We start from the raw sequence: 23,173 nt of genomic DNA on the forward strand, positions 1-23,173 counted from the left end.
GAGGCCCCATGACTCTCATTACGACCACCCCAAAACCCAGGACATCGTTTATCGATGACGGAATGTACGTAGAAAAAGACGTACCGATCCACACGACAGGAGGCCGCACGGTAATGGCCGATGTATATCGGCCAGCCCATGAAGGACAATATCCGGCGGTGATGTGTTTTACCCCGTACGGCAAAGACATTCACTTCGCCGTCAAGGAACCCGATGTATACAGCAGGATCGCGATGACGAACGACTACGCCGTCTACGAGGCACCTGACATCCTCCGATGGGTCGCCGATGATTACGCTGTGGTCATCGTCGATGCCGCTGGTCTTGGGGCATCGCCTGGCACGGTAGACGTCTGGTCACCTCGCGACATGGAGGATTTCCGTGACGCGATCGAATGCATTGGTGATCAGCCGTGGTGCGCCGGGCGCGTGGGCCTCAACGGTGTCTCCTATTTGTCTGCTACCCAGATGGCTGTAGCCGCCTTGCGCCCCAAGCACCTGACCTGCATCATCCCCTGGGAAGTCGGATCACGCGTCTACGACTCCGTCTACCAGGAGGGCATCCTGAACACCTTCTTTGTAAAGTCCTGGTTCGACGCATGGATAATCCCGAACCAAAACGGGTACGGACAACTGTCACCGGAAGAGCTGGCGGCGAATCGCGTCGATTTTCCGGCTATTGCATCCGCGCATCCCCTGTTCGACGAGTTTTGGGCTGAGCGCACGCCGGACCTTTCTGAGATCACGGTGCCCTTATATACGGCAGCGAACTGGACCAGCGGCATGCTGTCCCTTCAGAACCACTTTGATCTGTTCGAAGAGGCCTCATCGGAAAACAAGTGGTTGCGAGCCCACTCCGGAGGTCACATCGAACCGTTCTACGAAGAGGAAGGGTATTTCGAGCAAAAGCGGTTCATGGACTACTGGCTTAAGGACATCAAGAATGGTATGGATGAGGTGCCACCTCTCAGTCTCGCAGTCCGCAGGCCGGATTCTGTTGAATGGGTCACCGAGCGTGAATGGCCAATAGCGCGGACTGAATGGACCAAGTGGTATCTGGATGGTGCCGGGAAGATGCTTCGTCCGCAGGCCCCCCAGCACCAGGCCTTAGTAACCTTCGATGCGTCAATGGGGGAGCCCCCGAAGTTGGAAAAGCCAGCGGCAGGCGACAGTGAACACCACGCCGTGCACATGAGTGAAAGCGTTGTTCGGGGTTACATCGCCCACGGCGTCGCACAGCCGCGGGAACAGGAATGGAACACGCTCTTCTCCAGTGCGCCGCTGGAATCCGAATTGCGGCTGGTCGGCCCGGTGACGCTGCATCTCGCAGTATCGGCATCGGCCGGTGACACTGACCTGTTTGTGTGCCTGCGGGACATCGCGCCTGACGACAGTGAGGTGGTCTATGACGGGATGGACAATCCTGAGACGGCAGTTAGTGTGGGCTGGGGCCGACTGAGCCGCCGCGCAATCGATGAAACCCGGACCAAGCCACATTCGCATCGCCCTGTACACAGGCAGGATAAAGAAGATTTACCCAACCCCGGCGAGGTTGTCCAGCTGGACATAGCGGTTGGCCCCACAAGCACAGTATTTGAAAAGGGACATCGTCTCGTCCTAGAGGTGTCCTCGCGCGATGTGTTCCGAGCCTTTCCATTTCTGCATATAACGCCGGAGAACCGACGCACGGGTGGCAGCGTCAATCTGCACACCGGAGCGGACGCCTGCTGGGTGGAACTTCCGGTTGTGTCTGAGCAGATCAAACCTTCTCAGGGGGAGGAATAGCGATGGCGTCGATCATCATTGATTTCAACCGGTGCGAGGGGCATGGTTTGTGCGAGCAAGCGTCGCCTGAGATTTTCCGGCTCGACGAAGACGGCATGTTGGAGTTGGTGCAGGAACATGTTGATCCTCAATCCGAACCACGAGTTGTAGACGCGGTTCGGTCCTGCCCAGTCGCTGCATTGAAGCTGCAAACATGAAGCAAGTCGTGGTCGTCGGCGGGTCCATTGCGGCGATGACTGCGGCGGGGAGTCTCCGCAGTGAAGGATTCGACGGCGACGTGACAGTCCTGTCGGATGAGACCCATCGCCCGTACTCGCGGGTGCCATTATCGAAAGGGATCCTCGCTGGTACGGAGGCGCCGAGCTCGGCATTTTTACCCGACTCCAATGGTAGCTTCGAGATCCGCACGGATTGCAACGCCCTTGCACTGGACACTCAGCGGCGGAGAATTACCCTCGCTGACGGAGAGGAGGTTCACTACGACGGACTTGTCATCAGCACTGGTGCCAGAGCTCGAAGACTCCCCGGCCCCGAGACCGGATTGACGGTGCGGACCATTGGCGATGCAGTTGCCCTAAGGGATCGGCTATCGTCGGCGCAGAAAGTTATTGTGCTGGGCGGCGGATTCCTCGGTATGGAGGTGGCTTCCACATGCCGTACCCTCGGCCGGCACGTAACGGTGGTGCACGTTAGCAGGCCGCTTAGTGGACTCCTCGGGGGGTGGTTGGCTGAATACGTCCTGACCGAAGCGCGCCGCCAGGGTGTGGAGTTCATCCATGCTCCGCAGGGAGCGCACATTATCGATACGTACACGGTGGACTGCGGAGATCGGTGGATAGAAGCCGATCTGGTCGTATCCGCCGTAGGTGACGATCCGAACATCGAATGGCTCCTGGGATCAGGTGTGCCGCTTGAAAACGGCGTCTTGGCCGACCAGCGTTGCCGGGTGGCGGCCGATATAGTGGCGGCTGGCGATGTTGTAGCCCGCCGCGGCCGGCGGATGCCGCATTGGACCAATGCTGTTCAGCAGGGAAAGACTGCCGCTGCCGCGCTACTACGTGGTGAACAGGCGGTGCCGTATGTACAGGACCATTATTTCTGGACACACCAGTTTGGCCTCGATATCAAGATCAGCGGACGTTTGCCGCTCAGCGGCAGTCCTGCCGTTATCGATGGTGCTATCGAGGCCCGGGCAGTACTTCTGCGGTGGGAACACGACAAGGGTGCCACCGCCGTCTCAATCAATCACCGGCTCCCCATCGTCAAATTGAAGCGCCTTGGAGGCGGAGCGCCAGCTCTGTGCTAGCGGTCGGGAGGCATACTCGCACAACCCGGAACGCAATGGACGCCACTCGATGCGTGTCGGTACGTGTCCAGACACAAGTCCATGTTCTTGGAGGCTGCCAGGGGTGGCGGATCGAGCCGCGGGCTTCGTGGAAGCCATGACGTCCCTCCCATAGACGGGAGAATTGGCGTAGCTTCGATTGAAGAATTGGTAGCGATGGCGGCACCTGACCAATACGGCCAATGCAAGTCGGCGTCGGATCTCTTTAAGGGGGCCGTGATGGCTGGGTGGGATGCTGACACTGCTGCTGGCCCACTGGGGTCTGAGACCCTTACCCTGATCGAGGGTTCATCTTTTTGTATTTCATTGGCGAACGGGGACATCCTTCCGGAGTCTCCACATGGGGTTTTCGTCGAGGACACCGGCGTTCTTTCCGGCTGGAATTTGACCGTAAACGGTGAGCCATTGGAGGCCTTGGCCTCGAAGGCAAAGGAGCCATACCGGGGGCTGTCCATCGGTCGGGTACCCCGCTCGGACGGGTATGCCGATAGCGCGCTGATCGTCGAACGCTCGCGCGAGATTGCTGCCGGAATTCTTGAGGAGAACACGGTCCGGAACTACTCAAGTGAACCTACCGAATGTGTCGTTGCCCTGACAATCGAAGCGGACTTTGCGGACCTTTTCGAGGTGAAGGAGGGCCGCATCCACCGTCGTTGGGATGAGTCCCGCGAAGCGGTGGCCAGGGAAAATGGTTCAGTTGGTCGGCTTACCGATACTTGCTTGGACCTGTGAGGCCGGGAGGTTTCGGCGTGCCCCGGGGTCGGGAGTGAAGACAATATCGAGCTGTCAGACCGGCTGTGATGTACTACCAGGGAGTCGGTTGTCTTTGGCTGATATCGCATGGAGGTGTTGGTCATTTATTATCGGCGTGGCTGTAGGGCTAAGTGACAGCGCATCTGATATCGGGGCGCTGATGTGAGTAGGGCCAGAACGCTTTTTGGCTCGGGCCTGATCCGGTTCTAGCTGGTTTGTAGTGTTCCGTAGCGTGGTGTGCCGCCGATGATGGTCGCGACGACCTGGATTGATCCGATTCGTTCGGGTGCGACGTGGAGCAGGTCGTCGGTGGGGACGACGAAGTCGGCCAGTTTGCCATGGGTGAGGCTGCCTTTGCGGTGTTCCCGATGGTCCGCGTAGGCGGAGCCGTAGGTGAATGCGCGCAGTGCCTGGGCAGGGGTGACGGCTCCACGGTTGAATTCCGGGTCGATGCCGTTGCGGGCGTTTTCGTTGAAGGTGAGCACGGTTTGTGCCAAGCCCTCAGGATCGATGCCGCAGGCACTGGCCAGTTCTTCAATCGTGTGGCCTTTTTTCAGGTAGCCCGAGCGGAGGTAGGGGAACAGCGGGATGGGGCGTGGTTTAGCCATTCCCAAGGGAAACTTGCGGACGTAGGCGGCGTCCGCGATTTGCCAGGCCATCGACCGGTTCGCCTTCGGGGGTTGCTTTGAGCATTCCTTCGACGTAGTCGTAGTAGCCGTTTGCTTCGTTGACGAATCGTTTGCCGTTTCGGAGCACGCCGAGGCTGCCTGGTTTGGCCCGGTCCATGATGTAGGGGAATATTCCTGTCCGGCCGTTGCCGTAGGGAACCATGGAGACCGGGCACCAGGCGGCAGGCGATTCGACGTTGGTATCGAAGCTTGCCCCTACGGCCTGGGCCATCGTTATGCCGTCTCCGGTGGCTTCCTTGGGGGCCAGGGTCCAGTGTTCCTGACCGGTCGGCGTTTTGGGGAATAGCTCGGCGCGGCGGGCCACGTCGTTGGGGAAACCACCGGTTGCGAGTACGACGCCGCGGGGAGCGTTGATGGTGTAGCCTCCATCGGGTGCACGATGGCGCCACTCACCTTTCCCTCGTGGTCGGTGAGAAGGTGTTTAGCTGGTGTGGAGACGCGGATCTCAAGGCCAAGGTCGTCTGCCGACTTCAGGAGTCTGGCGGTGAGGGCGGTGCCGTTGACGAGTTGCATGTTGCGACGGTGGATTATGAGGTCCAGAACGTGGAGTCCCACCCGCCATGTTGCATGGAGAAGGCCCTGGATGTTGCCTTGGGATGCGGAGAGGAATTTCGTCAGCTCAGGCCCAGCCATGATGCCATGCCCAGGAATGATGTTTCGCAGAGCTGATGGCGTGCCTTGGCTCGTAGCTCTGGCTTGATGATGCGGGCGTTGAGGGGTTGGGGTCCGACGGAGCGGTTTCCGGTTCCTGCGCCGGGTGTCTGGCCATAGATGTCTTTAATCCTGGTCCCGGGGACGAATTGGAGGCTGGTTTTGTTGTGGAAGAAGCCGACCATGTGGGGGACTGCTTCAAGGAAGGCCTCGATCCTTCCCGCGTCGTAGTTCTTGCCCAGGCGGTGGCGGAGGTAGGTGCGGAAGTGTTCCCGGTCCTCTTTGATACCGGCGGCCTTGGCTAAGGGGTTTCCCGGGGCCCAGGCCCATCCGCCTGATCAGCTTGTGGCACCGCCGCCGACTTCAGCCTTTTCGACAACGATGACTTTCAGTCCGTGATATGCGGCTGTGACAGCTGCTGACAGGCCGCCTGCGCCACAGCCGATGACCAGGACGCGCAGTCCAGGGTAGTGCCGGGTGTCGTGCTTGATTCACTGGTTTTGGTGGTCTTCACTCGGTTCTGGCCTTCAATGTTGTTGGTTGGTCTGGTATGCGGAGCACGAGGCAGGTGCGTGGTGGCTAGGGACGGGTCCCTGGCGGCACGCACCTGCCTTGCGTCTCTTGCTGACGGGGAGTATGGCTTCGGGTTTAGCGGTGTTCCTTGCTGGCCCACTTATAGGACCAAAGGCTTGAGACCAGTGCGATGAGGCAGAGCCCTGGAAGGAGCACCGCAGCCGGGACACAACTGCCGCTGATTGCCATCAAGGCGGTGGCTATCAGGGGAATGAAACCACCGACGGCGCCAGCCAATGCATAGGCAAATCCGGCACCGCTGTATCGGATCCGGACATCGAACATGTCGGTGAACCAGGTTTGCTGAATGCGGGTGGAGATGTTGTGTCCAAGGTTGATGAGTGCGACAAAGCCAAGGATCATCGGGAAGAGGTCTCCACTTTCAAGGGCGGCGAAGAACGGGGCAGCTGAAAGCGCTGCGGCCAGTGGACCGATGATGTAGAACCATTTCCGGCCGAACTTGTCAGCGAGCCGTCCCCAGAGCGCCAGGAAAGGAACGGCCAGGACCATGGGGACCATGGAAGCGGTTAGAACTGTGGTCGCAGGGGTGTCGGTGAAGTTTCTTGACATAGGCGAGCGAGAAAGTGAAGCCCATGTAGAAGGTGCTTTGGTCCACCATCCGCATGCCGATCACGGCCAGGATCTTCTTGGGGCTGGTCTTGAGAGCTTCTGCCAGGGGAGCCTGAGCGGCTTTGTGCTCCTCTTTGGCGGCGGCGAACTCGGCTGATTCCGGCACCCCGGCGCGGATCCAGAGACCGACGAGGGCGAAGAGAATGCCGATCACAAATGGCAGCCGCCAGCCCCAGGCAAGGAACTGTTCGGGGGTGGTCATGGCGGTAACCAACGAGAATGCGCCAGTGCCGAGCAGCAAGCCGACGAAAGAGCCGATTTGGACGCCGGTGGCCAGGAAGTTTCGTTTGCCAGCCGGCGCGTTTTCCACTGCCATCAGCGCCGCGCGTCCCTATTCCCCGCCGACGGCGATGCCTTGGATGGCCCGCAGGGTCACAAGCAGGATGGGTGCTGCTACACCGATTGCGGCATAACTGGGAAGCAAGCCGATAGCACCAAGGGCGAATCGACCTACCCAATGGCTGCTGGCTCGGAGTTGTCTGCACGGACTCTGCAGCGACTCGCCGATACGGGAGTCGCTGTACGCGACGTGGAGGTGTTCACGCTCAACGGCAACCGGTCCCGTGCCGAGTGGCAACCCGCACTTGAGGCCGGAACTGTCTTAGGGGCAAGCGTTCTCAACGTCATTGGAAGTGATCCGGACGCGATGCGACTACGGGATAGTCTTTCCGCGCTGGTTGAGGATGCTAGCGGACTTGGGATCCGGCCCTCCATTGAGCCGATCTCGTACCAGCCACTTTCATCCGTGTCGGAAGCGGGACGCCTTGGAGAGCAAACCGGTTGCGCATCATGCTCGATATTTTGCACTTCGTGCGTGCCGGCGGTCGAATTGCGGAACTGAGGGAACTGCCAGCAGGGGCAGTCACTGTCGTCCAGCTCTGTGACGGACCAGCCGAAACTCCGGACTTGCCGGTCCCGCATGCCATGCCCTTGGGCCAGGACGTCAATGGATCCCGGCGGCAGATCGAATCCCGTTCAGAGAGACAGCCCCCGGGGAGGGCGTCTTCCCCCACAGGGAGATACTGGATCTTTTCCGGAATACGCCGGTCAGCGTCGAAGTCCCGGACGTCCTGGCCGTCGAGGCGCACGGCACAGTTGCGCACCTTCAACACCTCTTGAGACAGCTGCAACGCTGATCTGCAACTCCCTGAAAACCGAAGCGAAGTGAACACCATGAGCGAACTTACCCAAGCAACAACAGCCCGGACCGCGACACCGGAGACCTATTGGCCCGGCCGTTTTCAGGACCAGGTGATCCTGGTGACCGGCGCCGCAGGTGGACTCGGCTCTGACACGGCGTACCGACTGGCACGCGAAGGTGCCAAAGTTGTCAGCACGGATGTCAGTGCCAGCGGCCGGGGTGACGGCAGCAGCCCGTCCAACTGCATGGCGCTGAATGTCACGCAAAGGCGGGAGTGGGGCCACACCGTGGAGGCCCTACTGGAGCGGTACGGCAGGATCGACGGGGCGCTCTTTGCCCACGGTATACAGGGACCGGAGGTTCCAGTGACGGACATGCCGGCAGAGGGATGGGCCGGGACCCTGAGCATCAATCTGGACGGCTGCCTTCACGGCCTTGCCAGCGTCCTGCCGGTCCTCACCAGCTGAACCTACGGCAGGATTGCCATCCTTTCATCCAGTTCCGCGCGTGAAGGCAATCCGCACCAGGCGGCTTACTCTGCGTCCAAGGCCGGCCTTGTTGCACTGGTGAAAACGGCAGCGAAAGAGGTTGCCCCCTACGGTGTTACGGTCAATTCCATCGCGCCCTCCATGATGAAAACGCGGCTTCTTCAGGACCTGAGCCCCGAACGAAATGCCCAACTTCTCGCCAAGGTTCCCATGGGCAGAGTCGGGTTGCCGGAAGAATTCTCCGCGCTGGCCACATGGTTGCTTTCCGCGGAGGCCAGCTATATGACGGGACAGACCCTGGACCTCAGCGGCGGTCGCAACACCGCCTAAACCGCGGGAGCCGTCGTCGCTCGAATCTGCAGGCCGACCGGAAAAACGGTCTTCATCGTTTCGCTGGGAGGCTCACCTTCAATCCTCCCAGCGAGACGGTCCACTGCCAGATACGACATTTCCGGGATCGGCTGATGGACGGTGGTGAGGTTGATGAACGCCCACCCTGCAGGGCTGGAATCATCGAATCCCACTACGGAGAGTTCTTGGGGGACACTGATCCCCAACTGCGCGGCGGCATCCAAGACGGCAAACGCCAACGCATCCGTCACGCAATAAACTGCGGTAGGCCGGTCGTGGTTATTCAACAACTCCAAGGCGGTCCGGACGCCCTCTTCATGGGTGAGTCGAAGATGTCGAACCCACTCCTCACGAATCTGCAGCCCTCGTCGTTCCATGGCGGTCCGGAAACCGTCCTCACGGTCGCGGCCGTTGGACCGGTCCCGCAAGGTGGTCAGTACACCGATGTTCTTGTGCCCCAATTCTTCGAGATGGGCGACGACGATCTCGCCGGCGCGTCGGTCATCGGCTAGTACTGCCTCGACCTCAACAGTTGTATCGTCGCGGCTGAGCAACACCACGGGGGTCCCGCGCTCCAACACCCTGCGGACGGCGGCGGAAGACTCACGTGCTGAAACAAATATCATGCCGTCGACCGTTGCACTGTCAAGTATGTCAACAGCCTCAGGATCAGGTGAAATGTCCGGATCCCGGATGAGGACCATCCGATACCCACGCTCGAGAAGCCTGTTTTGCAAGGACTCAACAATGACCGGGTAGATGGGGCTGGTCAGCTCAGCAACAACCACTCCAACGGCGTGGGTCCGTCGTGTCACCATCATGCGGCAGCGGCATCGGGCACGTACCCGAGCTCCCTCGCCACCGAAAGAATCCGCGCTTTCGTGGCCGGAGCTACGGGCGGATGCCCCCGAAGAGCCCGCGACACCGTCGATTGCGACAATCCCAAATGACGGGCCACATCAACGCTGGTTACCATTCCACCATCGTATTTCACCGATCCTGGTCGACCGGTAAATCCAACCTCATAGCGGACTGACACTGCGAGGTGACGCGCCTCAGCAGGTTCTCGGAAAGTTCGTGTGGCCGTATATCGCCCCGTACATGTTCTACGCGCACATGCAGCAGAACGAGTTATGGCGTCCAGGCACATGGCTGGAGTCACAAGGCTCTGGGATGCTGGGTCATGCGGCGCCCCAAAGGGTCGCCGCTCGTCCCTTTCTCTAGGAGTCATACACAATGTCGTGTGCGCACGCAGCGGGTATTAGTCCCGCAACTTTCGGCGTCCTTCGGCTGCCACGGACAGTCGTTGTCGGCGCCCGACAGCGTTTCGCCGTCGCTGATATCGCAGCCCAATTCGGAACGAAGGTTCTCATATGCACGGACCCGCGATTGGCCCTCTCAGATGAACTCCAGGCATTGGTCCGGAGTCTGAAGGACCGGGACCTGACGGTACGGGTATACGGGGATACTCAGGCTGAGCTTCCCACTCACGGCATCCTGGCATGTGTTGAGGAGCTCAATGGTCAAGAGATAGATGTAATTGTTGGTTTTGGCGGTGGCAGCTGCATGGATATGGCAAAGGTCGTGTCCGTTCTACTGACGCACGGCGGCAAGCCGAGCGACTACTATGGCGAGTTCGCTGTTCCCGGTCCCACCAAGCCTGTCATCGCCGTTCCCACCACTGCCGGCACCGGGTCTGAAGCGACGGCAATCGCTGTGGTCTCCGACCCCGACCTGGGAATGAAAATGGGCATATCGAGCCCGCACATCATCCCGTATGCCGCAGTGTGCGATCCTGAGCTAACATACTCGTGCCCGCCCTCCCTAACCGCCGCCACGGGCGCAGACACCTTCGTGCACTTGATCGAGTCGTTCACTGCCATCACCCGCAAGCCCACTGCCGCGCTGGCCAATGAACGGGTCTTCGTCGGCAAAAACGTGCTGACAGACTCGATTGCCCTGAACGGCATCGGGTTGGTTGGACGCCACCTGGTGGCGGCCTACAAAGACCCGGAAAACGAAGAAGCACGGGCCGGGATGATGCTAGCAGCCCTCTACGGAGGGGTCGTCCTCAGCAATGCAGGAACTGCCGCGGCGCACGCTATCCAGTACCCGGTAGGTGCAATGACCCACACACCCCACGGCGTAGGAGTCGGCCTCTTGTTGCCATACGTTGTTCGGCATAATTTCGAAGCCATCCAACCTCAGTTGGCGCAGATCGCCAAGGTCCTGGGTCGGGACATCGGCGAAGTCGACCAGCGCGACGCAGCCCTGGCCGGTGTCGAAGCCATCGATGAGGTCATCGCTGCCATTGAACTGCCCGCGACGCTGAAGGATATCGGCCTGCAGGAAAGCGACCTCGCCCACGTCGCCGCATTGTCGTTGAATTCCAAACGGCTCATTGACAACAATCCCGTACCCCTAGACCTCGAAGCCGTGAACTCGATTGTCCACGCTGCCTTTGTTGGCTACCGCACCATCCGCTGATTGGCGAAGGACCATCCATGACACTTCTTTCAACCCATGAACTGCTCCATATCGAAGGCCTGGCGGTGCCCCGCCAATTGCTGATTGGCGGCACTTGGCGGCACGCTGGCAGCGGTAACACCGTCGAGGTGATCAACCCCTCCGACGAAACGGTTATCACTGACATTGCCGACGCTGACGTCGAAGATGGTACCGCTGCAGTTGACGCGGCGGCTGCAGCCTTTCCTGAATGGGCGGCCACCCCACCGCGGCGCCGGGCGGAGATTCTGTGCCGCTGCTTCGAATTGATGTCTGAGCGCAGCGAGCAGCTCGCCCACTTGATTTCCCTTGAGAACGGCAAGGCCCTTGCAGACGCGCGCGGAGAAGTGGCCTATGCCGCAGAGTTCTTCCGCTGGTACTCCGAAGAAGCGGTCCGGATCATCGGCGACGTGTCCGTCTCGCCGTCGGGGTCAAACCGGATCCTTGTCCAACACCCGCCAATCGGCGTCTGCGTGCTGATCACTCCCTGGAACTTCCCGGCCGCCATGGCCACGAGGAAACTGGCCCCTGCATTGGCGGCCGGTTGCACCACAGTGCTGAAGCCGGCAACGCTCACACCGCTGACAGCCTTGGCCATCGCCCAGATAATGATCGACGCCGGCACCCCGGCCGGCGTGGTCAACGTCATCACCACGAGTAAGACCAACGAGGTAGTCACCCCGATCCTTGCTGACTCCCGGGTTCGCAAACTCTCATTCACAGGTTCCACCAGCGCCGGCCGCCACCTGTTGCGGGAAGCGGCCGGGAACGTGCTCAAGTGCTCAATGGAACTGGGTGGCAATGCTCCGTTCCTGGTTTTTGATGACGCGGACCTCGACCTAGCACTCGACGGCGCCATGATCGCCAAGATGCGCAACGGCGGTCAGGCTTGCACAGCAGCGAACCGCATCTATGTCCAGCGTGGAATCCATGATGAGTTCGCCCGTCGGCTTGCCGATCGAATGGGGAAAATGCGCGTTGGCCCGGGCGCCGATAACAATACCGAGGTAGGACCGCTCGTGGATAAGGCCAATGTCAGGAAGGTTGACTCGCTGGTCCACGACGCTGTCAGCCACGGTGCCAAACTGCTCTCCGGAGGTAATCCCCTTGACGGTCCGGGATTCTTCTATCCGCCTACCGTTCTGACCAACGTACCGCGGGAGGCCCGCATGGTGCATGAGGAAATATTCGGGCCGGTGGCCTCGGTCATCCCCTTTGATACCGAGGATGAGGTCATCGCCGCTGCCAATAGTTCCGACGACGGCCTCGCCGCGTACGTATTCACCGAGGACCTCCGACGCGGACTCAGGGTCTCTGAACGCATCGAAAGCGGCATGGTGGCCCTCAACAGAGGCCTCGTTTCGGACCCTGCAGCACCTTTCGGCGGAGTCAAACATAGCGGCCTCGGCCGCGAAGGGGCCCATCAGGGCCTGCTCGATTTCACCGAAACCAAGTACATCGCGCTCGATTGGTAGCCAGCGGCTCCCGACATTTCCACCCGAAAGAGAAGACCAATGACGATCTCCCACAGCAAAACCACGACGACGGCCTGGCGGGTACCACTAGCCAGCTTCGCCGGCACCACCATCGAATGGTACGACTACTACATCTTCGGCTTGCTCGCCGCTACCGGCGTCTTCAGTCGCCTCTATTTTCCAGAGCAGGACCCTGCGACGGGCCTCCTTCTGGCCTTTGTGACCTACGCCGTTGGCTTCTTCGCACGGCCCTTCGGCGGCATGTTCGCGGGCCACTTCGGTGACAAAATCGGCCGTAAGCCCATGCTGGTACTGTCACTGCTCATCATGGGCTTTGCCACCTTGGCCATGGGATTGCTTCCCACATACGCCCAAATCGGAGTGTGGGCTCCCATTCTCCTGACAGTCCTGCGACTTCTCCAGGGTTTCGGTGCTGGTGCCGAATGGGCCGGGGCCGCTGTCATTTCCATTGAGCATGCCCCCGCGGGACGCAGCGGATTCTTCGGCAGCTTCACGCAGATGGGCGTCCCGGCCGGGATGCTGCTTGCCAACGCAAGCGTCCTGATCGTCAAGTCCGCCGTTCCTGCTGAGGTTTTCGACGCCTGGGCTTGGCGAGTGCCGTTCCTGCTGAGTGTAGTGCTGATCGTCGTCGGGCTGGTGGTTCGGGCCAAGCTTGAGGACTCCGACGACTTCAAAGAGCTGGTTGCGACGAAACAGACCTCTAAGAAGCCTCTCGGCGAAGCCATGAAGAAGGAGTTCAAGGGAATCTGGTTGGTTGTTGGCATGCGACTGGCAGAAAACTCCGCCTTCTACCTCTATACAACGTTCTCGGTGGTCTACATCATGAGGACGTTTGGGCCCGAGCGCGCCAACCAAGGCACACTGTCTGTACTTATCGCCTCCGCCATAGGTGTCTTTGCCGTACCGCTGTGGGCGATCCTCTCTGACAAAATCGGTCGCAAACCCCTGTACCTGTTTGGTTCGATCGGCGGGCTCCTGTTCTTCCCCCTCTACTTCGTCATGACGGATACGGGGAGCGCACTGCTGGCAACGCTCGCAATCATCATCGGGCTAGCCATCTTCCACAACTCCATGTATGGCCCCCAGGCCGCATTCTTCTCAGAGTTGTTCTCCACGAAGCTGCGCTACAGCGGAGCGTCCATGGGGTATCAGTTCGGTTCCGTTCTGGCCGGAGGCATAGCACCGTTGGTGGCCGTGGCTCTGCTGAACGCCGGAAACGGCGAGCCGGGATGGGTGATCCTCTACTTCAGCGGGATAGGGATCATCACAGTCGTGGCGACGCTGCTTGCGCCGGAAACCCTCGGAAAGCTGGAGCGGCGTCTCACAGCCGCTCAAGATGAAGACGAGAATGCAGGAGTAACCGACGTGCGCGCCAGCGCAGGCTAGAGTCCTCAATTCAAGGCGGGCGTCGTCCGGGTCACTGGCCCCGGACGGCGTCCGGTTTTGACGTAGGTGGAGCGAGCTTCCACAGCCGAAGTGCGAAGTGCACGTCGATGCGACGTGACGGCGTTCGCCATCGGGCCCCGAGCAGGGAGTCGATTCGCTCGAGCCGCTGCCTGACGGTGTTCTGGTGGATATGAAGTTGTGAGGCCGTTGTTTGGAGACTGCTTCCCGACTCGAGATAGGCCCAGAGTGTGCCAAGGAGATCTGTTCGGTGCGCGCGGTCATAGTCCTGGACAGGGCCGAGGGTTCTTTCGACGATTCGGGCTGCGGTTGAAGCGCTGTCATGGCTGAGCATGATTCCGGCGATGCCCAGATCGTTGAGGTCGGCAAACCCGCGTCGCCAGCCGAGTTCTTTGGCGGCCGTGACCACTTCTGAGGCCTCATCATGGGCTTCACGGATGCCGTTGATGCTGCCGCTGGACGATGTTGCGTGTCCAATGACTGCGGAGATCCCTTCCTGGTGCAGGATCTGGTCCATTTCCTTGGCCAGAGTTGCGCCGCTCGACGTTGTGACCACGCAGATATGGCCCATGTGCGTAGAGACGAGCATCGGACCTTTACGGAGCCGCTGCTGAACGGTTGCCAGCGTGGCGTGCCGTACAGGAGGATCAACCAAGATGACCAGTACGGCAGTCTCCCCGCGGAGCTCAATGCCGAAGGCGACAAACTTGGCCCTCACGGCCTGGACCTGGTCCTCAGTCCGGCTGGCAAGCAAGTCTTCCATGAGTGTTGATTGCGCGCGGTTGTTGGCGTCCACAAGGGTGCGTTCGAACAGGAGCGCTGCGCTCACGAAAACCGAACCCCGCTCAAGCAAGGCAATCTCTTTACCGGCGGTGCCGTTCATGACCAACGTGGCTAGATGTTCCTTGCCGGCCGCGACCGCCACAACCGTGTAAACCTCGCCTTTGTGGCGCACTGTCGCCGCACCTGCGCCGTGCAGGGAAGTGTTGATTGCCGATTGCACACCCCAATTTTCAAGCGCCGGCTTGTTCAGTGTCACAGAGCCGAAGCGGTGACGTCCTGTCGGATCAAATAGACCCAGGGGCCGACCCGTGGCCTCTTCGAGGACAGCCACGACGCCCTCCGCGTTAACGGATGCCACCATGCTCCCCATCAGCCGCTCATCCAGCGCGAGCATTGCTTCCAATTCCCGGGTGCGGCCGGCGTTGCTGGTAGTCGTACTTCCTATCAGCGCCCGAAGCTGCATGATCTCACTGCCTCGGCGTGTCTGTTCGAGTGCAATGGCGGCTTGAGCCGCCATATGCTCAAGCGCTCGTTCTCCGGCCGCCGGGAGGCTCGCCGGCGATCGATGGGCGACGAGGAGTGCGCCGACGATCCGGCCACCCACCCGGAGTGGTGCCCCGGCGATCGCCTTAACGCCTTCGACGGCGACCACCTGGTCGATGGTGGGAATGTGATTCATATTTGGATCCGCCAGGTAATCCAGCGTCGAAGCGGTCGAGCCGCCCGCCGCGACTGCTCCCAGTACCCCGGTGCCCAAGGGCATGCGGATATTCCGGTATGCCTCGGTGCGCACGTTATCCGTGACATGGATGTACGTTTCCCCGGACGGGAGGTCGTTCAGGCTGAGGTAGGCCATGTCGGCGCCTAAAAGCGTGCGGGTGCGTCGCAGGATTCCCTTCAGGATGAGGGTCCGATCCCGCACGCTTGCCAGATCCCTCGAGCTTTCGGTGGTGGCGTTGAGTATCTCGGGGTCCTCTGGTGCCCTGAATTGCCGGTTGCTTGCCTCGTTCATACCGCGATTCTACGCGGCAGGTGTTTGCACGTGCCATGACACGCGAATCTATATGTAGCATCAGGCCATGGTTTCGCAGCTGATCAACCTGCAGAGTTGGGGAACGGTAAAAGTTGCCGACAGCAACAAGGAGGCTGCAGTGACGGACATGCGAGTCCATATTCTGTCCACAGGGGTCATGGAAACAGATCTCACCTGGCTTCTGCTCAAAGGCGGGCGGACCATTCGCGACCGGCACCACAAGGAAGATCCGGTGGTCTGGGGAGAGTGCCCCACTCATGCTGTGCTCATCGAGCATCCAGAGGGACGGATTCTGTGGGACACGGGCGTACCCCGTGATTGGGAGCAACGATGGGCGCCGACGGGGTTTCAGGATTTTTTCCCGGTACGCGAGCCGGTGGACGGGCCGGGTTATCTGGACTCTTCACTCGCACAGTTGGAATTGACACCAGATGACATTGACATCCTGGTGCTCTCACACCTGCATTTCGATCACGCTGCCAACGCCTCAATGTTCGGCAACGGCAAGACCCGGATCATCGCGAACAACGCCGAGATCGTCGGCGCACGTGCCATTGACGGCTATTCGCAAGGCGGGCACATCGTCTCGGACTATGAGGCCCTGGATCTGGAAGGGGTCAGTGGCGATGTTGAGATCGTTCCCGGCGTCAAGGTCCTGGAGACCCCCGGGCACACATGGGGAACCATGTCATTGCAACTGGACCTCAAGAACGAGGGTACGAAGATTTTCACCTCGGATGCGGTGTACCTCGCCGACAGCTGGGGGCCTCCAGCCGTGGGCGCGGCCATCGTTTGGGACAACGTCCGCTGGCTTGAGTCCGTCGAAAAACTGCGGACTATCGCAGACCGCACGGGAGCGGAGGTCATCTTCGGCCACGACGGGGACCAAGCCAAAACACTACGCTATGCGCCCAACGGTTTTTACAGCTGATCTGCTAACCGGGAGAGAACCAGTGATCCTTTACGATTTCGGGTGCCTGAACGGTCACCTCTTCGAGGCCGGACTCAAGAGCATGACATCAGCCAACCCACCCTGCCCAGCCTGCTACGCAGAGACCACCAGGCGTCCCTCCCGACTCAACATTGGAGGACGCGCTTCCGCAGGGCCCTCCAGGGAGCAGATGCCACGAAGCTGGAACGCTGTTAGGCAAGGCGACCGCGAAACCATAGCGCACTGGCACCGCCTAGCCGAGCGCCGTGAAGCGCTTGAAGATAAGTACCCCGAACTTGCCGGAGACCGACGCCCCATACTCGCGCACGAAGGTATCTTCTCGGGCCGACCCCTCCGCGCCGGTGACGATATCGCCGAGGCAGTGTCGTCGGCCATGGCAGACGGAGCAACACCGCATACCCATCAGCCCGCGCCAAGTCCGGGGAACATCGACACGAAAGCCACACCATGAAAATAACCGGAGCAGTCCTCGAGGACATCGGACGCCCCAGGCCTTTCAGAGCCTCGCGACCCATCAGCGTCGGAGAACTCGAACTCGACCCGCCAGGTGAGGGAGAAGTACTGATCAAAATCGAAGCCGCAGGAATCTGCCACTCCGACCTGTCGGTGGTGGACGGCAACCGCGTTCGTCCCGTACCGATGCTGCTTGGGCATGAAGCCGCCGGTCGCGTCGTCAGTTGCGGGTCCGGCGTCGAGGACCTCACGACTGGACAGCGCGTAGTGATGGCCTTCCTGCCCCGTTGCGGGGAATGCTCCAACTGCCACACCAACGGACGGCTTCCCTGCACACCCGGATCCGGAGCGAACAATGCAGGAACGCTACTTTCGGGCAATGTGCGGCTGCATCGCAACGGGCAGGACGTTCACCATCATTTGGGCGTGTCCGGATTCGCGACCCACGCCGTCGTTGATCGTCATTCCTTGGTGCCTGTTGACGACGACATTCCGCCGGAGATCGCGGCCGTCCTTGGATGCGCTGTGCTCACAGGCGGCGGAGCAGTCATTAATGCCGCTAAGCCCGAGGAGGGGGAGACGATCGTGGTTGTTGGTCTCGGTGGCGTTGGAATGGCTGCACTGCTCACAGCGGTTTCCCTCGGCACAGGCAATGTCGTAGGAGTGGACGCCGTACCAGACAAGCTCGAACGGGCCATGGCACTAGGCGCCACAGCGGTGTACTCCCCGAGTCAGGCCTTGGAAGCAGGGCTTAAAGCGCCGATTGTGATTGAGGCGGCCGGGAATGCCAGGGCCTTTGAGACCGCAGTGGCGCTGACCGGCGTCGGTGGCAGGACCGTCACCGTTGGCCTCCCAGCGCCAACTGCTGAAGCTGTCATCAAGCCGCTTGGGCTTACGGCCGAAGCCCGCACAATCGTTGGTAGCTATCTCGGGTCGGCTGTACCAGCCCGTGACATCCCGGCGTTCGCGCAGCTCTGGCGTGAAGGACGTCTCCCCATCGAAGCGCTGATTTCATCGACCATCACGCTCGGAGAAGTGAACCAAGCCATGGACGACCTCGCTGATGGGCTCGCCGTACGCCAGATCATCACGTTTTGAGTCATCGAAACTCAAGTGAAAGGGGCTTGAGTGGAGGCCGACCCCGGGCGCCCTCCACTCGTCTGCCTTATCGGGTTTTCAATCAGCCCGCTAGATGTCTCAAAGCATTGTTCCCCATTTCGGGAGAAAGCTCCGATTGCCCCTTCCCTGTTGGAGCACAAAGGCTCCGGCCCCATGCTCAAGCTGTCTTACCCTTGGCGGCGAAAACCCGCGAGCCTTTTGTCGTATTGGTGCCTGAAACCCGCCCTAGATCCCGGACAGGCTGCTGACTGCGCAGATTGCACCGGCCGCGCTGCGTGCTTCGGCGCCGTTGCCCAAACCCTGTGGGCCAGTAACGATGGAGAATTTTTGGGGCTTAGTCATGGGGGAAGCCAGCCGGTAGTTGAAGGTTTTGCCCATCAACCGTATTCCTTCACGGCGCATGTGCTCACCCATCATCAGTGCCAGGAGAGGCCCGTGGATGACCAGCCCGTCGTACCCCTCGTTCAGGCACCAATCGAGGTCGTAGTGGATTCTGTGCGCGTTATACGTTAGTGCCGAGAACCGGAACAGCAGGCGTTCATCGGCAGCTTGCTCCAGCACCGGCCCCTCCGCAGGAGGGGGAGGGGTTTGCGGTACGGGAAGGGCACCGCTGCCCGCCGCCCTGTAGACAATGTCCTGTTCTTCCCGGATCACCAGCTCGTTGGCTTGGAAGATCTCGTGGCGGACAGTCGTGAAAGTCAATGGTCCGGTCCGTCCGGACTTCTCGACCGATCCAGCTACGGAAATGACTTTTGTTGCCAGACTTCCGATCTTGAGCTGGCCGAAGGTGGAGACTCGGCCTCCGGCAAACATGCGGCGTCGTCCTGGCCCGGGAGGAGCCGGAATACCTACTGTGGGATGCCCGTCCTGCCCCAGTTCGTTCTGCGGGTTGCGCTCCAAAAGGTAGAGCCAATGCCACAGGGGAGGGACTGCCGCACCCATATCGAAGGGCACGTCGATATCCAGTGCGGCCGCAAGGGATTCCACTGGCTCCGCAGCGATAAACTCAGTGCGTTCGACCCGCTCGGTCGAGGTAGTTGGTGTCATGATGACTCTCACTCCAAAGAGGTAGGGGGGGTAGCGCTGAGTGCGCTGATCAAGTTGTCGAGGGTGGATGCTGAATCCAGGTTCTCCACCGCTTCGATGAGCTGCGTGGCTCCCTCTTTGCCATAGGGACGAAGAAGTGCCTGGGCTTTGGCAACGACCTCAGCATGGGTCATAGGATTCTTTTCGGAGCCTTTGGCATCCGTGGGGTTTCCAGCCAGGAGAGTGATTTTCTCCCCGGACATCAAGTCAAAATCAAGACGCGGGCCGTCCTCCAGCTGAATCGAGGAGTCAAGCACCATAGAGATCTTGGCAAGGGTCTCTTCGATCCTGGGCTCCGAATTGCGGGGTGGGTCGAATTGCTCCAACCCGACTGAACGGTTTTCCAGTGCCACGCTGATGGCGTACGGCAGGCTGAACTGGGCATCAAACACGGTTTCGATAGGGTCAACGCTGAGCATATTAATGGCGGTTTCGCCCGCTGTCACGTTGATTGAGCGGACATCGGAGGGTTGCAGATCACGCTCATCGATCAGCTTCATCACGGCATCAACTGCCGAGTGGCTGCCTCGACAACATGCGTAGGGTTTCAGATAGGAAGTGGAGACGTTGAAGACCTCACCGAGCCCAGCCGTGACCCTTTCCGGGAAACCTTGGCCGCTGCCATAGGTTGCAAAAATCCCGCCCCATGGCGCCTCGAAGAGCTGATGCGGGCCGGTGATACCAGCCCTGGCCAGGAAAGCAGCGTCGATGCCCGATTCTCCGGCTTTGCCCGGATGCAGCCTTTTGGTCCACGCACCGTCCTCGATGAAGGCCCAGATCCCGCCAGTGAAAGATCCGGCAATACCCAGGGCATTGGCATACGTGGCCGGGTCGAGATTGAGAATCCTGGCGCACGCAGCAGCTGCTGCAAAGGTGCCAAAGGTCCCGGTTGAATGCCAGCCCCGGTCAGTATGCGCGGCAAAACCGCCAATGCCCTGGAGGAGCCGGTAGCTGATGTCGTATCCGGCTACGGCAGCGACTATCAGCTCCTTACCGCTGGAGCCAACCAGTTCCGCCGCAGCAATTGCTGCCGGAAGGGTTGCTGAGCCGGCGTGTCCCGGGCCGCCGCCGTCGTCGAAATCCCTGGCATGGGCGGAGGTTCCATTGGCAAGCGCGGCGTGGGCGGGATTCAGCCGTTCGCGGGAACCCCAGACACGGCAGGGGCCGCCGTTGGACATGCCGGACAGTGCATGACGGACGCGGCGGGACTCCTCCGATGGGATGCCTGCCATCGCCACCGCCAAAGTGTCGAGGATGTGGTCCTTCATGGTGGACACCACCTCGGGCGGGAGGTCATCGAAGGTCGTTCCGGACCAGTGTGCAGAGAGTATTTCCGTCAGCGACTGCGGGACGGGGTTCTCAGATGTCATGGGTGTCCTCAGACCGGGTGCCGGGATCGATGGTGAGTTGCTTGATGGTCCAGCGGCCGGCCGTCTGGGTGATCTTCGTGGCATCGTCAATCACGCGGGCGTTGGGATAATGGCGGGCCAGGTAACCCACGACTTCCTCGATTTCCACTTTTGCCAGTCCTTGTCCAAGGCAATTGTGTGGGCCTGTGCTGAACGTCAGTGGCTGGTTCCGCTCCCTGCCCAGAATGAATTCGCCGGGCTTCTCAAAACGTTCCGGGTCCCGGTTGGCGGACCATACGGCAACGTGTACGTCGGCCCCGGCAGGTATGGTGGTGCCTCCCACCTCGATTTCCTCTTCGGCGATCTTGCTGATGACACCTGTCCGGGGGTAGAGGCGAAGTGCTTCCATGACCGCAGCGGGTATCCATGAGGGATCGGCTACGATCTCACGCCAGACTTCACGGTTGCCCAGCAGGTTCCACACGACCAAGCCGATTTGGTGTCCTGTATTCACGGAGCTTGCTTCGAGCATGGATGTCGCTTCGTCAAAGAGTTCCTGGGCGGTGAGTTTGCCGTCGTCGGCCAGTGTCATCAGATGGGACAGCATGTCCTCGCCCAAGCCCGCTTGTCGTTTGCGCTGCATCAGATCCTGAAGGTACTGGAATAGTTCGTCGTACGCCGCCAGGATGTCGGGCTTGAGGCTGGGGTCCCGGGCCAGAAGGGCCAACGTCCGCTCGGACAACTCCTGGACTTTGGGCGCGTCGCTTTGCGGAGCACCGGCCAGGTGGCAATAGATCAAGGAGGGGATTCTGCGATCCACGCTGGAATGGAAGTCCACCGGTTTTGTATCGTCCACATCGTCGAAGATGCCCGCGACGATCTTTGTGAGCACTTCCCGGGTGTTCTGGACCGTTGCCGGCCCCATGAAGCGGGCCAGGGGGGTTCGCAACCGGAGTTGCTGCGCACCGTCCTGCATGATGATGCTGCGGGCGCGGAACCCATGGACCGGGCCGTTGCCGATGCCGAATTCCTCCATCAACCTCAATGCTGAGTTGGCGAACCGTGGATTGCGCAGCACCTCGGTGGCGAGTTGGTAGGAAAGGACGGCATAGCCGTCGGAACCGGCCGCGATTCCGCCTTGGGCGAGTGCACCGCCGGCGTGGTCCGCAGCGTGTGGGGAGAAGAGCTCGAAGGTGGGGACTGTGGTTGTCATGACCGTGAGATCGCTCCCATCGGGCAGCAAAGAATCACTTCTTCAAGGTCGTTTTCGCGATCGTCCTGGACCTCTGATGCCAGCTGCACCAGGGTTCCGTCTTTTTCGATCTGGAACACCTCCGGCATTAAGGCCGCGCAGGTGCCATTGGCATCGCAGCGTTGCAGGTCCACGTTGACTTTGATCATGGGAATGCCCTTCCTCGTCAATGCTTGGGCCGTTGCGGCCCGGCTTTTCGGGCAAGGGGTGCAGCGACCACTCATATGGTTCATGGTCCAGATTGCTGCCGTTCGAGGTATTTCACAAATACCAAAATCGGGGGGTACCCATCTACAGGGTATATATCAAAAGGCACGGGTCCTGTTGACGCGGAAGCTCAGTCAGCTTGGAACAACTCGGCGAATCGCTCCGCGATTGGCGTGACGATTCCTTCCTTGCGCCGCACTATGGCGATCGGAACGTTGGGCCACCCGCCCACCACCGGAATTCGGGCAACGTCAGGATGCAGGCGGGCCATCTCCAGGCTGGACAAGGAAACTCCGACGCCGGCGCCCACCAACTGCGCCGCGGTCATGACGGTGGGCACTTGGATTATTTCGGAGGGGGCGGCTCCGGATGGTGCAAATTTGTCGGCCCAGATGCGCCAGAGAATGCGCACGCCGGGTATCCGCGCCGGAAGGATCCACGTTGAATCCGTCAGTGAGGCCACGTCAAGGGGCTCGGTCTCATCCAGGCCCCAGGCCTTGGGGGCGATCAGCGTCAGGGGCAGTTCGTCCACAACCGTGACATCAAAATGCACCCCGTTGACGGCTTGCAGCGACTCCTCGGCCACGATCGGCATGATGGCCAGATCGAGGGTGCCGTCAGCGAGCCGGTCCAGCTGCACCCTCGGGTTTGCGTCTGTCAGGTCAAGGGTCACCTTGCGGTAGATCGAGAGGAACTGGGAGATTTTGGTACTGCCGATCCGCCAAAGGCACATCGGTTCGCAGCCAAGGTGCAGTTCGCCCGCAAGCCCCTGACCCATAGACTTCAGCGTGTCCGAAATCCTGCGCTCTTCAGCCAGAAGTCGGCGGCCGGCGTGGTGCAGGTACTCGCCTGCAGCCGTCAGCTCGATTCCCCGGGGTTTCCTGTCAAACAGGGTCACTCCCAGCTCCTTCTCGAGTTTGGCCATGGCCATGCTCAATGGCGGCTGGGAGATGCGCAAGGCGCTGGATGCCTCGGTGATGGAGCCGTTCTCGGCCACAGCAATGAAGTACCGAACGTTTCGTAGATCCATCCATTCAGTATATGGGAGCCCCCACAAATTGGTATTTGATGTATGACGCCTAGTGGATCACGGTTAGTGAAGGAGGTGACGCCGACGTCACGCCACAGG

The 23,173-nt window shown here is 60.5% G+C and carries 21 protein-coding genes and 4 pseudogenes; 11 read left to right on the forward strand and 14 right to left on the reverse strand.

Annotated elements, in window-relative coordinates; translation table 11 throughout:
• Positions 1–8 precede the first annotated feature (8 nt).
• The 4 genes and pseudogenes from M1D89_RS00225 to M1D89_RS00240 form a co-directional block, all read left to right on the forward strand.
• Positions 9–1,784 carry a CocE/NonD family hydrolase gene (locus M1D89_RS00225; protein WP_498643681.1) on the forward strand — a complete coding sequence of 592 codons (1,776 nt, stop codon included), beginning with the start codon at positions 9–11 and terminating at the stop codon, positions 1,782–1,784.
• A 2-nt stretch (positions 1,785–1,786) separates the two neighbouring features.
• Complete coding sequence (locus tag M1D89_RS00230) at positions 1,787–1,981, forward strand: ferredoxin (RefSeq protein ID WP_498643683.1); 195 nt, start codon at positions 1,787–1,789, stop codon at positions 1,979–1,981.
• Positions 1,978–3,090, forward strand: coding sequence for an NAD(P)/FAD-dependent oxidoreductase (locus M1D89_RS00235; protein WP_498643685.1), 1,113 nt, complete (start codon positions 1,978–1,980; stop codon positions 3,088–3,090). Before M1D89_RS00230 ends, M1D89_RS00235 begins: the two co-directional genes overlap by 4 nt.
• A gap of 258 nt (positions 3,091–3,348) precedes the next feature.
• A pseudogene (locus M1D89_RS00240) lies at positions 3,349–3,801 on the forward strand (glycogen debranching N-terminal domain-containing protein); the annotation flags it as partial.
• 287 nt (positions 3,802–4,088) lie between these two features.
• Here the strand turns inward: M1D89_RS00240 and M1D89_RS00245 are convergent.
• The 6 genes and pseudogenes from M1D89_RS00245 to M1D89_RS00270 form a co-directional block, all read right to left on the reverse strand.
• Positions 4,089–4,541 (reverse strand): amidohydrolase family protein, encoded by a 453-nt coding sequence (locus tag M1D89_RS00245; protein ID WP_498643687.1) that lies wholly within the window; start codon positions 4,539–4,541, stop codon positions 4,089–4,091.
• Positions 4,483–5,204 (reverse strand): annotated as a pseudogene (locus tag M1D89_RS00250) (FAD-binding protein). Before M1D89_RS00250 ends, M1D89_RS00245 begins: the two are co-directional and overlap by 59 nt.
• Positions 5,186–5,713, reverse strand: a pseudogene (locus M1D89_RS00255) (FAD-dependent oxidoreductase). The pseudogenes M1D89_RS00250 and M1D89_RS00255 overlap by 19 nt, the downstream one beginning before the upstream one ends.
• A 157-nt stretch (positions 5,714–5,870) precedes the next feature.
• Positions 5,871–6,305, reverse strand: a complete 435-nt coding sequence (locus tag M1D89_RS00260; protein ID WP_498643689.1) for an MFS transporter — start codon at positions 6,303–6,305, stop codon at positions 5,871–5,873.
• Positions 6,259–6,741 (reverse strand): MFS transporter, encoded by a 483-nt coding sequence (locus M1D89_RS00265; RefSeq protein ID WP_498643691.1) that lies wholly within the window; start codon positions 6,739–6,741, stop codon positions 6,259–6,261. The genes M1D89_RS00260 and M1D89_RS00265 overlap by 47 nt, the downstream gene beginning before the upstream one ends.
• Before the next feature lie 15 nt (positions 6,742–6,756).
• On the reverse strand, positions 6,757–7,002 hold the full coding sequence (locus M1D89_RS00270; protein WP_498643693.1) for a hypothetical protein: 246 nt from the start codon (positions 7,000–7,002) through the stop codon (positions 6,757–6,759).
• 596 nt (positions 7,003–7,598) lie between these two features.
• On the opposite strand from M1D89_RS00270, the pseudogene M1D89_RS00275 reads away from it, so the two are divergent.
• A pseudogene (locus M1D89_RS00275) lies at positions 7,599–8,384 on the forward strand (SDR family NAD(P)-dependent oxidoreductase).
• Here the strand turns inward: M1D89_RS00275 and M1D89_RS00280 are convergent.
• Together M1D89_RS00280 and M1D89_RS00285 are read right to left on the reverse strand one after the other, a co-directional pair.
• Positions 8,381–9,226, reverse strand: a complete 846-nt coding sequence (locus M1D89_RS00280) for a substrate-binding domain-containing protein (protein ID WP_498643695.1) — start codon at positions 9,224–9,226, stop codon at positions 8,381–8,383. The pseudogene M1D89_RS00275 and the gene M1D89_RS00280 overlap by 4 nt on opposite strands.
• On the reverse strand, positions 9,223–9,636 hold the full coding sequence (locus M1D89_RS00285) for a LacI family DNA-binding transcriptional regulator (protein ID WP_498643697.1): 414 nt from the start codon (positions 9,634–9,636) through the stop codon (positions 9,223–9,225). Before M1D89_RS00285 ends, M1D89_RS00280 begins: the two co-directional genes overlap by 4 nt.
• Before the next feature lie 5 nt (positions 9,637–9,641).
• On the opposite strand from M1D89_RS00285, the gene M1D89_RS00290 reads away from it, so the two are divergent.
• The 3 genes from M1D89_RS00290 to M1D89_RS00300 are packed head-to-tail and all read left to right on the forward strand — an operon-like array spanning position 9,642 to position 13,792.
• Entirely contained in the window at positions 9,642–10,892 is a 1,251-nt protein-coding gene (locus M1D89_RS00290; RefSeq protein ID WP_498643699.1) for an iron-containing alcohol dehydrogenase, read from the forward strand.
• Between the two features lie 17 nt (positions 10,893–10,909).
• Complete coding sequence (locus tag M1D89_RS00295) at positions 10,910–12,385, forward strand: NAD-dependent succinate-semialdehyde dehydrogenase (protein ID WP_498643701.1); 1,476 nt, start codon at positions 10,910–10,912, stop codon at positions 12,383–12,385.
• 39 nt (positions 12,386–12,424) lie between these two features.
• A complete protein-coding gene (locus M1D89_RS00300; RefSeq protein WP_498643703.1) occupies positions 12,425–13,792 on the forward strand; it encodes an MFS transporter in 1,368 nt (455 codons plus the stop codon).
• Between the two features lie 31 nt (positions 13,793–13,823).
• Here M1D89_RS00300 and M1D89_RS00305 read toward each other — a convergent pair whose 3' ends face one another.
• Positions 13,824–15,605: a helix-turn-helix domain-containing protein gene (locus M1D89_RS00305; RefSeq protein WP_498643705.1), complete on the reverse strand. Its 1,782-nt coding sequence runs from the start codon at positions 15,603–15,605 to the stop codon at positions 13,824–13,826.
• Positions 15,606–15,753: 148 nt separating this feature from the next.
• Here M1D89_RS00305 and M1D89_RS00310 point away from each other — a divergent pair, with 148 nt between their 5' ends.
• The 3 genes from M1D89_RS00310 (at position 15,754) to M1D89_RS00320 (ending at position 18,129) form a co-directional block, all read left to right on the forward strand.
• Positions 15,754–16,557, forward strand: a complete 804-nt coding sequence (locus M1D89_RS00310) for an N-acyl homoserine lactonase family protein (protein ID WP_498643943.1) — start codon at positions 15,754–15,756, stop codon at positions 16,555–16,557.
• Positions 16,558–16,747: 190 nt separating this feature from the next.
• Positions 16,748–17,029, forward strand: a complete 282-nt coding sequence (locus M1D89_RS00315) for a hypothetical protein (RefSeq protein WP_498643707.1) — start codon at positions 16,748–16,750, stop codon at positions 17,027–17,029.
• Positions 17,026–18,129 carry an alcohol dehydrogenase catalytic domain-containing protein gene (locus M1D89_RS00320; protein WP_498643709.1) on the forward strand — a complete coding sequence of 368 codons (1,104 nt, stop codon included), beginning with the start codon at positions 17,026–17,028 and terminating at the stop codon, positions 18,127–18,129. Before M1D89_RS00315 ends, M1D89_RS00320 begins: the two co-directional genes overlap by 4 nt.
• Before the next feature lie 246 nt (positions 18,130–18,375).
• Here the strand turns inward: M1D89_RS00320 and M1D89_RS00325 are convergent, their stop codons facing one another.
• From M1D89_RS00325 to M1D89_RS00345, 5 genes are all read right to left on the reverse strand, one after another.
• Positions 18,376–19,197: an HTD2 family dehydratase gene (locus M1D89_RS00325; RefSeq protein ID WP_498643711.1), complete on the reverse strand. Its 822-nt coding sequence runs from the start codon at positions 19,195–19,197 to the stop codon at positions 18,376–18,378.
• An 8-nt stretch (positions 19,198–19,205) separates the two neighbouring features.
• Positions 19,206–20,606, reverse strand: coding sequence for an MmgE/PrpD family protein (locus M1D89_RS00330; protein WP_498643713.1), 1,401 nt, complete (start codon positions 20,604–20,606; stop codon positions 19,206–19,208).
• A complete protein-coding gene (locus tag M1D89_RS00335) occupies positions 20,596–21,798 on the reverse strand; it encodes a cytochrome P450 (RefSeq protein WP_498643715.1) in 1,203 nt (400 codons plus the stop codon). The genes M1D89_RS00330 and M1D89_RS00335 overlap by 11 nt, the downstream gene beginning before the upstream one ends.
• Positions 21,795–21,986 (reverse strand): ferredoxin, encoded by a 192-nt coding sequence (locus tag M1D89_RS00340; RefSeq protein ID WP_498643717.1) that lies wholly within the window; start codon positions 21,984–21,986, stop codon positions 21,795–21,797. The genes M1D89_RS00335 and M1D89_RS00340 overlap by 4 nt, the downstream gene beginning before the upstream one ends.
• 188 nt (positions 21,987–22,174) lie before the next feature.
• Positions 22,175–23,074 (reverse strand): LysR family transcriptional regulator, encoded by a 900-nt coding sequence (locus M1D89_RS00345; RefSeq protein WP_498643719.1) that lies wholly within the window; start codon positions 23,072–23,074, stop codon positions 22,175–22,177.
• Between the last annotated feature and the right edge of the window lie 99 nt (positions 23,075–23,173).

It is taken from the genome of Arthrobacter sp. D3-18 (assembly GCF_054408525.1).